At 45.4% G+C, this 12,818-nt stretch carries 13 protein-coding genes; 8 read left to right on the top strand and 5 right to left on the bottom strand.

Annotation, left to right across the window (positions count from 1 at the left end; translation table 11 throughout):
• Window positions 1–12: 12 nt before the first annotated feature.
• The 3 genes from SPTER_RS13240 to SPTER_RS13230 form a co-directional block, all read right to left on the bottom strand.
• The gene (locus SPTER_RS13240) at window positions 13–786 is read right to left on the bottom strand and encodes an SDR family NAD(P)-dependent oxidoreductase (protein WP_144350812.1); all 774 of its coding nucleotides are present in this window, start codon (window positions 784–786) and stop codon (window positions 13–15) included.
• Between the two features lie 129 nt (window positions 787–915).
• Complete coding sequence (locus SPTER_RS13235; RefSeq protein WP_144350811.1) at window positions 916–2,037, bottom strand: MBL fold metallo-hydrolase; 1,122 nt, start codon at window positions 2,035–2,037, stop codon at window positions 916–918.
• 117 nt (window positions 2,038–2,154) lie between these two features.
• Window positions 2,155–2,991, bottom strand: a complete 837-nt coding sequence (locus SPTER_RS13230) for an MFS transporter (protein ID WP_144350810.1) — start codon at window positions 2,989–2,991, stop codon at window positions 2,155–2,157.
• Window positions 2,992–3,032: 41 nt separating this feature from the next.
• Here SPTER_RS13230 and istA point away from each other — a divergent pair, with 41 nt between their 5' ends.
• Both istA and istB read left to right on the top strand, forming a co-directional pair.
• On the top strand, window positions 3,033–4,250 hold the full coding sequence (istA, locus tag SPTER_RS13225; RefSeq protein WP_144349234.1) for an IS21 family transposase: 1,218 nt from the start codon (window positions 3,033–3,035) through the stop codon (window positions 4,248–4,250).
• Complete coding sequence (istB, locus tag SPTER_RS13220) at window positions 4,250–5,047, top strand: IS21-like element helper ATPase IstB (protein ID WP_144349924.1); 798 nt, start codon at window positions 4,250–4,252, stop codon at window positions 5,045–5,047. Before istA ends, istB begins: the two co-directional genes overlap by 1 nt.
• 72 nt (window positions 5,048–5,119) lie before the next feature.
• On the opposite strand, the gene SPTER_RS13215 is transcribed toward istB, so the two are convergent.
• Both SPTER_RS13215 and SPTER_RS13210 read right to left on the bottom strand, forming a co-directional pair.
• Entirely contained in the window at window positions 5,120–5,503 is a 384-nt protein-coding gene (locus tag SPTER_RS13215; RefSeq protein WP_144350809.1) for an MFS transporter, read from the bottom strand.
• An 84-nt stretch (window positions 5,504–5,587) separates the two neighbouring features.
• The gene (locus tag SPTER_RS13210; RefSeq protein ID WP_144350808.1) at window positions 5,588–5,968 is read right to left on the bottom strand and encodes a helix-turn-helix domain-containing protein; all 381 of its coding nucleotides are present in this window, start codon (window positions 5,966–5,968) and stop codon (window positions 5,588–5,590) included.
• Between the two features lie 1,039 nt (window positions 5,969–7,007).
• Here SPTER_RS13210 and SPTER_RS13205 point away from each other — a divergent pair.
• The 6 genes from SPTER_RS13205 to SPTER_RS13180 all read left to right on the top strand — a co-directional run bounded on the left by SPTER_RS13205 (window position 7,008) and on the right by SPTER_RS13180 (window position 12,627).
• Entirely contained in the window at window positions 7,008–8,465 is a 1,458-nt protein-coding gene (locus tag SPTER_RS13205) for an Msr family ABC-F type ribosomal protection protein (protein ID WP_144350807.1), read from the top strand.
• A gap of 164 nt (window positions 8,466–8,629) precedes the next feature.
• Window positions 8,630–9,283: a Vat family streptogramin A O-acetyltransferase gene (locus tag SPTER_RS13200; RefSeq protein ID WP_144350806.1), complete on the top strand. Its 654-nt coding sequence runs from the start codon at window positions 8,630–8,632 to the stop codon at window positions 9,281–9,283.
• A 67-nt stretch (window positions 9,284–9,350) separates the two neighbouring features.
• On the top strand, window positions 9,351–10,265 hold the full coding sequence (locus tag SPTER_RS13195; protein WP_144350805.1) for a macrolide 2'-phosphotransferase: 915 nt from the start codon (window positions 9,351–9,353) through the stop codon (window positions 10,263–10,265).
• A gap of 157 nt (window positions 10,266–10,422) precedes the next feature.
• Window positions 10,423–10,620: a metallophosphoesterase family protein gene (locus SPTER_RS25075; protein WP_211367279.1), complete on the top strand. Its 198-nt coding sequence runs from the start codon at window positions 10,423–10,425 to the stop codon at window positions 10,618–10,620.
• On the top strand, window positions 10,583–11,032 hold the full coding sequence (locus tag SPTER_RS13185; RefSeq protein ID WP_211367278.1) for a hypothetical protein: 450 nt from the start codon (window positions 10,583–10,585) through the stop codon (window positions 11,030–11,032). The genes SPTER_RS25075 and SPTER_RS13185 overlap by 38 nt, the downstream gene beginning before the upstream one ends.
• Before the next feature lie 317 nt (window positions 11,033–11,349).
• Window positions 11,350–12,627 carry a Y-family DNA polymerase gene (locus SPTER_RS13180; protein ID WP_144350804.1) on the top strand — a complete coding sequence of 426 codons (1,278 nt, stop codon included), beginning with the start codon at window positions 11,350–11,352 and terminating at the stop codon, window positions 12,625–12,627.
• Window positions 12,628–12,818: the final 191 nt, after the last annotated feature.

The raw sequence follows: 12,818 nt of genomic DNA, 5'->3' as shown, positions 1-12,818 counted from the left end.
GGAAACAACTTCTTAGTTCGTTGTAAGACCTCCGTCCACAGGAAAAATCCCTCCCGTAATCCAGCTTGCCTGATCTGATGCCAGAAAAACAGCCATATTGGCTATATCTTTTGGTTCCCCGATTGTTTGTAACGGATAAATTGATTTAACCATTGTACTGAAACGGGCTTGTGCTTCATGATCGAGCAGCTTGGTGTTTGTCAAAAATTGAGGTGTGGCGACAGAACCGGGTGCAATAGCATTAACTCGAACGCCATGTGGTCCTACTTCAAATGCAAGGGCCTTGGTGAACGAGTTTAAAGCCCCTTTTGTCAGGGAATAAGCTGTTGAGGGTCTATCCGGCAGCATTCTCTTGGCAAAGTAAGAGGAGATATTAATTACATTACCGCGAGACCCAATGAGATCCTCAAGGAAGGCTTGTGTCAGTAAATAAGGCACTTTCACATTTAAATTCAGATGATAATCCAATGCGATGATATCCGTTTTTGAAAAAGGTATAAACCTCCCAAAGCCTGCATTATTTACAAGAATGTTGACTTTTATGTTTCTTATACTAACCTGTTCGACTATTTGGGAAATAGAATCTTTATCATTCAGATCTGTTGCAATAGAGTGAATAGCTGAGCCATATTGGTTAAGTGATTTTTCCCTATGACTCAGTTTTTCTTTGTCTCGTCCAATAAGGACCAGATTTGCTCCCTGTTCGGCAAAAGCTGCGGCAATTGCAAATCCAATTCCATCGCTTCCTCCCGTTATAAGCGCGGTTTTGTTTCTTAATAAATTCATTTGCCTTACCTCCTAAAATCATCATAAAAAATTATTCTTTTCGCTATTATCCGGCTCGCGGAGAATACACAAAATTTTCGGCGCTACCTTAAAATTCGCGATGTACGCCCTCCCGGATTTATCAGCCTCTCAATTCATTCCTTCCCACCAGGGAGAAAAGACTGGTTGCTGATTTGCAAGCTCTAGCGGCTCTCCGATCATTGGCGTAAGCAGCCTATAGTTCTTATTCTGACTGGCAGCGGTGATTCGCTGAAACGGTTCGTCCCAGGGATGGTTGGCAATGGCGAATTTTCCTACATGCGCCGGCATCAAGGCTTTGGCCTTCAGGTCTTCGGCAGCCTGTACCGCTTCTTCCGGTGTCATGTGTACATGGGGCCAATTTTTGTCGTACTGACCGTTATCCAAAACAACAAGATCGAAGCCGTTTAAGCTTTCGCCAATTTGCTTAAAATGCGGCCCATAGCCACTGTCACCGCTGAAAAATATCCGGCGTTCAGGGGTTACCAGGGCCAAGCTTGCCCACAGCGTCTTATTTCTGGTCAGCATACGCCCGGAAAAATGACGGGCCGGCAGCACATGCACAGTGAAATCATCTTCCAGCGCCACTGCGGTAAACCAGTCAGCTTCATGGATGAGGTCCGCCGCAAAGCCCCATTGCTCGAAATACGCGCCTACGCCTAAACCGCAGATCACCTGTTTGACTTTGGGCTTCAGGGCACTAAGCGTGGGATAATCCAGATGGTCCCAATGATCGTGGGTAATCAGCAAATAATCGATTTCCGGCATAGCTTCCGCCGTGTACGGATTGGTCCCATTAAAGGCCCGGTTGACAAAAGGGACAGGGGCTGCATAAGCGCTAAATACCGGATCAATCAGAATCCGTTTTCCACCGAGCTGCATATAGTACGAAGAATGTCCCAGCCAAATCACGATATCCTTATCTCTGTCCAAGGCCATCAGGTCTGTCTTTACGGCAGGAATAGGCTCTGCCGGTGCCAGCCGTTCTTTGGGAATAAAAAGATACGCCAACCATAACGAAAGGGAACTGGTTCCCTCAACACGCGGGGGAATGGGAACTAAATTCTGAAATTGCCCGTCAGCGTAATGCGGTGAACTCCTGATGCGTTCAAGGCGTGGACCTTCCGGCAAGGCTCCAAATTTAGGATGCTGTAGATATAGACCTATACCCAGAGCTATGATAACAAGGATTATGAAGGGAGCTAACAGCATTTTTCGTAACCGCCCTTTCATGCCATTCTCCCAAAAGCCAATCTTAGTTTAGATATAGTAACAGCTAACTTGAAATTAAACCACGCGAAGTTTCGATATTGACTTATATAATCATCTCCTCTTGAGTGGCATTTTACGTTAACCGCTCCCCCCCCCTTTACCGGACGCAATTCGCAGGACCGAAAAAAAGGCTATGCTTAACATGAAAGCTAAGATACCAATAACAAGCGAAAAATCACCTGCACTGGCGATAAGGGGCCCGACGCTTGCACCGACAAATAAGATAAAAGTATACCAGGTGACAGCCATGTTCCGCATCTTGCCGGCTAATTGCCCGATCAGGGTAATGATGCTGGGAATCGTGATCAGCAACCCTGCAATAAAGATAATCAGAGCCATTTGCACCCCTGCCACTGAGCCCGACCAGACGCATAAAAGCAAACCACTCAGCATCAACGCGATTCCCAATGCCGCCAGTTGCTGAAAGGAGAGTTTTTGTGCCAGTTTAGGCACGAATAAGGAGCCGGCAATTCCCGCAATGCCCATGGTGCGAATATAAAAAGCCTCCTGGGAATTCAGCTGGAATTTCGAGAACAAGTACCTGTCCAGTGACGAATACAATGCAACAAATGACAACAATAGCGTAAATGCCGCGAAATAGGCTTTGGGCAAATCAGGATGGCTCATGAATTTTTTGACTGCGGGAAAGAGGTTTTCTTGCTTGGCCTCACTTGGCGACGAATGCGCCAACAAAAAATTATTCAGCAGCGCCAATATCAAATAAGCGAACGCCAGCAGTGCGAAAATCCCCCGCCAGCCCCAATAATCATTCACGGCTGAAGAAAAAATCTGGCCGATAATGCCGGCCGTGATAAAGCCTGTTGTGACCCAGGACATGACGACAATCCTTTTTGTCACCGCCGGGATATAATTGACCCATAGAGCCGAAAAGAAATTGACCCACACCAAAATCATAAGCTACCATGGGGATTGACAAGATCACCAGGAGGTAGCAAATGTTAAGGAGTGGGCTAATACTTATGATACGGCAAAAAGCTTTGGCGGGTCAATCCCCGTATACAATTGGCAAAGAATTAGGTATATCGAAAAATACGGCAAAGAAATATGCTGCCGGTGATACAGGACAGCACCGGCTGAAAGGTCGGACAAGGCCTTCTAAACTCGATCCATTTAAGTCCATAATCGACGAAATGGTACAAAACGGCATATTCAACTGTGTAGTAATCTATGAACACCTACAAAACCTTGGTTATACAGGCGGCATTACCATCCTTAAGGACTATGTGAAGGACATGCGTCCAGCAAGGAATTCACCGGCGGTAAGGCGATATGAAACCCCTCCCGGTAAACAGGCTCAGATGGACTGGGGCATCACTCACTACCTGGATGAGCATGGCATCGTTCATAAAACGCCGGTATTCGTGATGATCATGGGTAGCTCAAGAAGTAAGTATGTGGAGTTCACGAAACGCTGCGATTTCTACAGCCTGCTTCGCTGCATGGTAAACGCCTTCGAATATTTCGGCGGTGTTCCCCAGGTTGTTCTCACTGACAGGATGAAGACAGTCATTGATGGCAGCGAGGCCGGCAAGCCGCTCTGGAATAAGCGCTTTGAGGATTTTGCCGCCGATATGGGCTTCCTACCAAAAGTTTGTCGGCCGAGAAGGCCTCAGACTAAAGGTAAGGTAGAACGGCTTGTGGACTATGTAAAAAACAACTTCCTTCCAGGCAGACAGTTTCTGGATGTTGACGACCTGAATCTTCAGGCACTGGAGTGGTGCCGTAAAGTGGATAGCAAACCACATGGTACTACGGGCGAAATACCACTTCATGCTTTACAGAAGGAGCCGCTCCTGCCTCTACCGGATAAAGCGGTTCGCGATAACTATCGCTGGGAACTGCGAAAAGTGACGCGCGATGGTTTTGTCAGCTTTGATGGAGCTAAATACGGCGTACCTTGGCAGTATAGCGGACGTGAAGTCAGAGTGCGAATTTCCGGTGACAAATTTGAGGCTTATGACGGCGAAGTGAGAATCGCCCATCATAAAGTGGTATATACATCGGGCAGAATCGTCTGGCTCAAAGGCCAGTATGAAGGATTGGCAGAAAGAAATGGGATGGCAGCCCCGTTTTCGTATGCGAAGCAGACGGACAACCCGACGGTTGAAATCAGGCCGCTCAGCTTGTATGACAGGGTTGCCGGGGTGATCTGATGATAGAACTGGAACACACCCGTGACCTTTTAAAAGAACTGGGACTTAGCACGGCATCTGAGCTGCTGGATGCACGGCTTGAGGCTGCGGCTCACAGTGAACTAACTTATTTATCATTCCTCGGAGGGCTTCTCGAAGTAGAGAACGCCGAGCGTAAACGGCGCAGCGAAGAAACAAGGATGAAATTATCTCGTCTTCCGCACCGTAAAACACTGGATGATTTCGATTTCAACTTTCAGCCAGGCATAGATAGCAGACAAATGAAAGAACTGGCAACACTAGCCTTTGCGGCACGGCGAGAAAATGTAGTGTTTCTCGGTCCGCCTGGTGTGGGTAAGACCCATCTTGCCGTTGGCCTGGCGGTTGAGGCGCTCAGAGCAGGCCTCACAGTATATTTCGTCAGCTTGGCTCAGCTCATTGCTGATTTGAAAAAAGCCATGCTGACCGGTAAACTGGACCGGCGATGGAGGGTCTACACAAGGCCAGCCATACTGATCATTGATGAGGTTGGGTATGCGCAGCTCGACCGCGAGGCAGCGGAGTTAATGTTCCAGCTAATCTGCTCACGCTACGAGAAGGGCAGCATAATACTTACTAGCAACAAGTTCTTTAGCGACTGGGGCGAATTAATGAGCGACACCGTAATTGCAACGGCCTTGCTGGACCGGTTACTGCATCATGCCCATGTCATCAACATTCGCGGAGACACTTATAGACTCAGGGATAGATTGAAGACCGGCGTAAAAACGGTGCCACCGGCTGACATCCATGCAGCGGACAAACCGGCGATATCTTGATCGGCGGTTACGGGCTCCGGCGTTTTTACTTCCGGCGAGTGGGTCATTTTTCAACCGGCGATTCGGTCATTTTTAATCCGGCGTTGACATTTTCTCCGGAGGATAATGATCGGATATATACGTTAATGCCGCTGGTGCAAACGCGGCTGCAATAAAGCCTTGCACAGCCCGAAACAAAATCAGCATCTGTATCGAGGTTGCCAGACCTGTGATCCAGGTCGTAATGGCCAGCCCAAACATGCCATAAACCAAAATCCGTTTGGGGCCATATTGAGGAATCAGTTTTCCCGCGCATAAAAAACCAATTGCATAAAATAAAGAAAATCCCGTATTTGTATAGGCCGTTAGATGGTGGGGCGATTGCAGGTCCTGTGAAAGTACATTCAGCAACGGGATGAGTATGTACAAGCTACAAAGCACAAGCAGGCCACTCAAGGTTAAACATAAAGCGATCATTAGCCCCTCTTTCTTAACGTGGTAATAATTTAATCTTTACGTTAACGTTAAATAAATTGCCAAAAAAAATCAATGCATTTCTTTTCAATATTCCTTCATGATGGCTTTAATTCGGGCTATATTTTCTTCGCTTTCTTTTTTGAAGGCAGTCAGTTCTATTATTTTTTTTTCAGTTGAGGAGACATGGGTGCTTAATATTTCAATCACTTTGCGTTTTCCCTCTAAAATTCTTCCATCAGTAAAATAAAGATCGATGACTTGAGCGATTTCTTCCAGGGAAAGTCCCAACCCTTTTAATTGATGTATTTTTTTGAGACGTTCAATATCATTGTTGTCAAAATAGCGAGTTTGTCCCTGGCATCGGCCATCCCTGGTGCCCAACAGGCCTAGCTCCTCATAATAGCGAATCGTTCTCGTTGTCAAATTTGTCAATTTGGCAAGCTCACCAATCTTATAGTCGCTCATTATTTATGCCCCTATTTAACGTTAACGTTAAATAAAATATAACATGCTTTTTTATTTTTGTCAAGAAGGCGGGAAGGCCCGAGCAGGGCACAAACGAGGGGAGAGCGTTACCGGTATTTGGGCATTTTTTACCTCTAACATTAATGCCTGTTTTTAGGGCTTGAGTGGTGAATAGTTTTACGGCAAAACCGTATTGTTTGATTTGATCTATGATTTCAGAACAATCCTGAACAACTCGCGCATGACGAGTGGCTGACTGCATATAAGCATGGGAAGATAACAAGCGTTCAGGTTCAAAACATTGAAAAAAACCTGGAAACTATTATTTCTAAGTTTGAGGAGATGAAAAAAGACCTGCTTTTATATTAAGCGAAAGCGCGGAGTAGATGATAAAGATTGTTTGAATACGCGTTTTCGCTTTCGTAGGACGATGATAGTGTGCTGTCGAAAATAATTTGAATAGGACAATTCCACCGTCCCCATGTCTTCGATCATAATAGAACTACAAAGTCACGCTTTACTGTCGAGTTCAGTGAGAGCAGCCTAACAACCCTGATGGTACTATACGTATGCAAACTTGACAACTACGGATTTACTATTCTATAATAAATGAACTTTTAAGGATAAAGGAGATGCCATATCTATGTTGCATTCCATTCGTATTAGATAAGCCAGCAATAAAAAAGCGGTAGAACCATCCACAACTGTGGGCTTTTTTGTTGTGCTTAATTTTACGAATTGGGACATGGATACTGGCGAGGAGTAGCCTTTTGTGGCTATCCCTTTCTCTGGCGTGTCTTTTTCTCGTTGATTATGCAGACCCAAGCCCGCATTGCTGACTTGTGGCCTGCATTTTTTATTGCCTAGATAACTCATGCATGATGCATGCATGATGCTTAGAAAATGATTACGCAAGAATGAACTGAAGAATACTAGGAGGTAACAGTATGTACTATATTTTTTCATAATCCTCCCTTGTTCAAATCGCAGGATATTCCTGCGGGCAAGAGACAAACTGCGATTCAACAGGAGGGTTATAATGGAACTATTGATTAAAGCAAAAGACATCTGTGTGGAATATAAAGGACGGGATGTTTTAGATATTGATGACCTGGAACTGTATGCGTATGATCGTATCGGACTGGTAGGCGGCAACGGCGCTGGAAAAAGCACCCTGCTAAAAGTACTTTTAGGGGAAATAACACCACCCGGCTCTAAAATAAGCCGTTTGGGGCAATTCACCTACATCCGGCAACTGGAAGAAGTAGTTTTACAGGAGATAAACGATCACGCTCTAATGGGCAGGCTGGGAGTGGACCGGCTGAAAGTAGAAAGTATGAGCGGCGGTGAGGAAACACGATTGAAAATCGCCCAGGCTCTTTCTGGACAGGTACATGGAATTTTTGCCGATGAGCCAACATGTCATTTGGACCGGGAGGGCACTGGCTTCCTGATTGGTCAGCTTAAATATTTCTCCGGTGCATTGCTGATCATCAGCCATGACCGCTACTTTCTGGATGAGGTAGTGGATAAAATATGGGAATTAAAAGATGGGAAGATTACCGAATATTGGGGTGGCTATTCCGACTACCTGCGCCAGAAAGAAGAAGAACGTCAGCAGCAAGCTGCCCAATATGAAAAGTTTATTGCCGAGCGGAGCCGGTTGGAACAGGCTGTCGAGGAAAAACGAAAGCAAGCCCGCAAGGTTGATCAAAAAGGCGCTGCTAAGAAAAATAGTTCCGAAAGTGGCGGCCGCCTTGCTCATCAAAAAACAACGGGCAGTAAACAAAAAGCTCTCTATAACGCAGCCAAAAACATGGAGCATCGCATTGCTACCCTGGGTGATATGCAGGCACCGAAGACACTTCACACCATTCGTTTCCGGCAAAGTAAAGCCTTGGCGCTTCATAACCCCTATCCGATTACTGGAACTGAAATCAGCAAGCGATTTGGCGAGCGAGTGTTGTTCGATAAAGCCTCTTTTCAAATCCCGCTTGGGGCAAAGGTGGCGTTGAGCGGAGGAAATGGCGCAGGCAAGACAACTCTTTTCCAGATGATTTTGAGGCGGGAGCCCGGCATCTCTGTTCCGCCAAAAGCAGAAATCGGTTACTTTGCTCAAAACGGCTATAAGTACAATCGCAACCAAAGCGTTATGGATTTTGTGCAGGAAGAGTGCGACTATCAGGTTTCAGAAATCCGTTCCGTACTGGCGTCAATGGGTTTTGCCCAAAGCGACATCTGTAAGGAACTGTCGGTACTCAGTGGCGGTGAATTGATTAAACTTCAGTTAGCCAAACTACTGCTTGACCGGTATAATATCCTGCTCATGGATGAGCCGAGCAACTTCCTTGACCTACACAGTGTGGAAGCATTGGAAGCACTGATGAAAAATTACGCTGGTACGATTTTCTTTATTTCGCATGATAAACGGCTGGTGGAGAAGGTAGCGGACAGAGTTTATGAAATTAGAGAAGGCAAAATAGTAGAGGACTATTGAGCTTGATAGTGCCGCAGACTAAGAAAGGGGACGAAAATTCATACAAAGCTAAGCAGCAGGCCCTCTATTCGAGGGCTCGCTGCTATACCGTAAGTAGATAAATGAATATTAAGGCGGCCTTGATAGCTTGAGAGGTAGAAGAATTTAAAAGGGAGTGCTAATATATGTTAGTAGCACCAGACAAAACCAAGCTGTATCCAAACGAGAATATAAGAACGGTTTGTTATATAAAAAACCTGCCACGTAAGCTAAATGTGGAGATCGGCGATTACACATATTACAGCGACAACAAGAATTCTCCCGAGAATTTTTATGAGCGCATCCAGCATCATTATGAGTTTTTGGAGGATAAATTAATCATTGGGAAATTCTGCGCTATTGCTGAAGGCGTAACATTTATTATGAACGGAGCGAACCATCGTATGGATGGCGTGACGACATATCCATTCAATATCTTTGGTGGAGGCTGGGAGAAGGTTGCACCTGCAGTGGAGCAGCTGCCGTTTAAAGGAGATACGGTAATCGGCAATGATGTGTGGATTGGGCAGAATGTTACGATTATGCCGGGAGTTAAGGTTGGTGACGGTGCAATTATCGCCGCCAATACGACCATAACAAAAAATGTAGAGCCTTATGCGATTGTCGGCGGCAACCCGGCTGGATTGATTAAAAAGAGGTTTAGCGATGAAATGATTGAATTGCTGTTGAAGCTTCAATGGTGGAATTGGGATGAGCAAGAAATATTTGATAAGCTTGAGATATTAGTTTCTACCAATGATATTGTTACCATTAGAAAGTTGTTGGAGAATGAAAAGTGAAGAGAAAATATTCTGGTTGTTTCAAATACAGTGGAAGCGGATTTATTAGCTGAGGATGTGAGAGTGGATGGAAAAAAACAAAGAGCAAGTAATGGATATTATGGAGAAATATAATATAAAACTAAACAATGATACGCTGGTATTTAACGAATCAGGTCTCGATTTTCAGGTTGTGTTTGTCACTGATCAGCTCGGAAATGAGTGGGTATTACGATTTCCCAGACGACAGGATGTCATTCCTAAAACAAAGATGGAGAAGAATATATTAGACATTGTAAACCAATATATCAGCCTTTTTCAGTCGCCAATCTGGTCGATTTATACAGAAGAACTAATTGCCTACAAGAAGTTAAATGGTGTTCCGGCTGGCACGATAGATCCTGAGCAACAGGCATATGTATGGGAAATCGATATCAATAATGTTCCAGCGATTTTCCACCAGACACTGGGAAAAGCACTGGTCGCTTTACACCGTATTCCAAAGGAAAGAGCCACTGAAGCGGGAATGGTTGTCCATACACCGGCAGAAGCCCGTCAATCGATGAAAAGGCGTATGAATGCCGTGAAAGAAAAGTATGGAGTGGGTGAAGCCTTGTGGCATCGATGGCAGACCTGGCTGAATGATCATGAGAGTTGGCCCAGTGAAACAGGGTTTATTCATGGAGAGGTACATGCCGGTCATATTCTGATTGATAAAGATGCAAAGGTAACGGGATTGATAGATTGGACTGAAGCAAAAGTAACCGATATGTCAAATGACTTTGTTGCTCATTACATGACATTTGGCGAAGAGGGACTTGATTCGCTGATTGAGGCATACAAGCAATCAGGTGGATATTTTTGGCCCAAAATGAAAGAACATATCATTGAGCTAACTGCTGCTTACCCAGTTGCGATCGCCGAGTTTGCTACAATATCGGGACTCGATGAATATGAGCAAATGGCAAGAAACGTACTAGAGGTAAATGGAGAACTCATATGAGTGTAAATTAGATACTAACAAAGTGAGGCGGTTGGAAGCATTGGAGCGCAGCGGAATCAATGTACTGTATGATGAGACAGTATAGGTTCAAGGGCAATTCACGCTCATTGCACTCAAAGACCGAACCGACCGCGACAGGCAGCCTTTAGACATACTTATGAAAGGTGTAAACCTTACAAAACCTGCAATTCTATTGGATCATCAGCCTGATGAACTTGACATTGCACAGCAGGAAGGCATTGACTTGATGCTGTCAGGTCATACCCATCGCGGGCAGATCTTCCCCGGCTGCCTAATCACTGATGTGATTTATGAAAATGATTGGGGGTATTTTCAAGATTCTGGTGCCAGTTGACGCATGGGGGCTATTCGATAAACTGCCATGGCATCGCATAACCCATTGGTATATCCGTTCAAAGCTCAATGAGCATCTATACGCATGGACAGGCAAGTACCGTGCTATCATCAGATGGTCATTAGCATATAACTTGCTTAGCGATAAATCCAAGGTGAGCGACGCCTTAATCACTGAAGTGCAGAAAGCCATGCTGGAGCCGGACGCCGGTAAGCCGTTCATATCCTTCCAAAGAAGCGAAATCACACCTACCGGCTTCAATACCGACTTGTTTGGCAGGCTTGAACAGATAAAGGCGCCCACACTGCTGATCCATGGCAGCCTCGACAAGGGCTCAGGATTGTGGAAAAATATGGTATATGTTCCCTCTGACGTAGAGAGAAAATACTATTTAGGAGCAAGTGGTTGTTAGCTTGCTCGATGGTATGGAAATTGAGTGTGAAAGGAAACGCCGGCTAGGGTGGTTTTGATGGCCATCTTAGACGGCGTTATTTCTATTTAAGTTGGCGAAAATTACCAAGCCCATCAACATTTACATAAGAACACATGTTCTGGTATTATGTATATGGAGGTGGATAGTGGTGAGCGAACATACTATAAATTTACTAAGTATCCCTATTTACCAGCAGATGGCTCGGATATTTTACGTCGACCGATGTATGGTCAAGTGGGCGGGAATGCTTCTGTCTGAGCACAACGAACAGATGAAAGAGAAAGAAAGTAAAAGCGATGGGTCTCGTTGATTTTTCTCGTTTTCCCCGCAGGAGCGTATTGTGCGTCGACGTAAAATCATTCTTTGCGTCCGTAGAGGCGGTTCGGCGGGGGCTTGATCCACTAGAAGCCTATATTGCTGTAGTGTCGGATGTAAGGAGAGCCGGTGCGGTCGTACTGGCCAGCAGCCCGAGGGTTAAATCGGAATATAATATCAAGACCGGAAACCGGCTCTTTGAAATACCCAAACGTTCGCCGATTATGGTAGTAGAACCCAATATGGCGTTATATATCCATGTGAACCAGGCCATACAAAATATATTCCGCCGCTTCGTAGCAGATGAAGATCTACACGTTTATAGCATTGATGAGTCCATATTGGATGTTACTGCATCGCACAATTTGTTTGGACCCTCAGAGGCGATGGCGGAAGCCATCTTAAAGATGGTGAAGGATGAGCTGGGGCTTATTGTGGCGGTAGGCATTGGCGATAATCCGCTGTTGGCAAAACTGGCACTGGATAATGAAGCGAAAAAGCGTCCGCCGTGGATTGCCAAATGGACGTATGAGATGGTGCCGGAAACGGTATGGAAAATACAGCCGCTGACTGCGTTTTGGGGCATATCCAGAGGCTACGATGAGAAACTCAAGCGAATGGGTATTTATACGATTGAGGGGCTGGCTCACGCCAATCCAGTGCGGTTGCAGAAAACGCTAGGCGTAATGGGGTTGCAGTTATATTACCACGCCTGGGGCTTGGATGCCAGCATCATTAGCCAGAAGGAACGGCCGAAAAGTAAATCCTATAGTAAAAACCAGATATTGATGCGGGATTACGATGTAAAAGCAGAAATTCTAATGATCATCAAGGAAATGGTGAGCGATGTATGCGCTAGGCTGCGTAAGCACCAGGAAAAATGCCGCGAGGTACATCTGGGAATAGGGTACTCGGATAGAGAATTACACTTGGGCTTTACTGCACGGATTAAGCTGGTTCGCCCGAAGAACTCAACGGATATCATTAGTGAAGCGGCCCGCCAGGAGTTTATTAAGCGGTGGCAGGGTGAGCCGGTACGGTCAGTAAATATTACTGCTGGGACAATCGTATCACAAGGACTTCAGCAGTTGGAACTATTTTTTGAAGGAGAAGAAAAGACACGTGCGATAGATAGAGTAGTAGATGATCTCCGGAAGCGATTTGGCAAAAAAGCGATCTTTTATGCTGGGTCGATGGCGGGTGGAACCTTCCTTGAACGGGCGGATTATGTAGGCGGACATAAAGGAAAAAGCGAATGATGTAATGCTGGGTTAATGGCAACATAGGGCATAAAAAAACGGCTCCCGGATTTGATATGCTCCCCTTAAAGTAGACAGTGGAAATAAAAAAACACTGTATATGGAAAGGGGAGCATATTTTATGCCCCATAAAGGGAAATTGCCATCGAAAAGAAAGTGGAATTGGTCAGAGCCTATCTATCTGGGGAAAT

This window comes from Sporomusa termitida, from assembly GCF_007641255.1.
Lineage (GTDB): Bacteria > Bacillota > Negativicutes > Sporomusales > Sporomusaceae > Sporomusa > Sporomusa termitida.
Note: the sequence above shows the minus strand (reverse complement) of the source record. Positions and strands in the feature narration are given on the sequence as shown.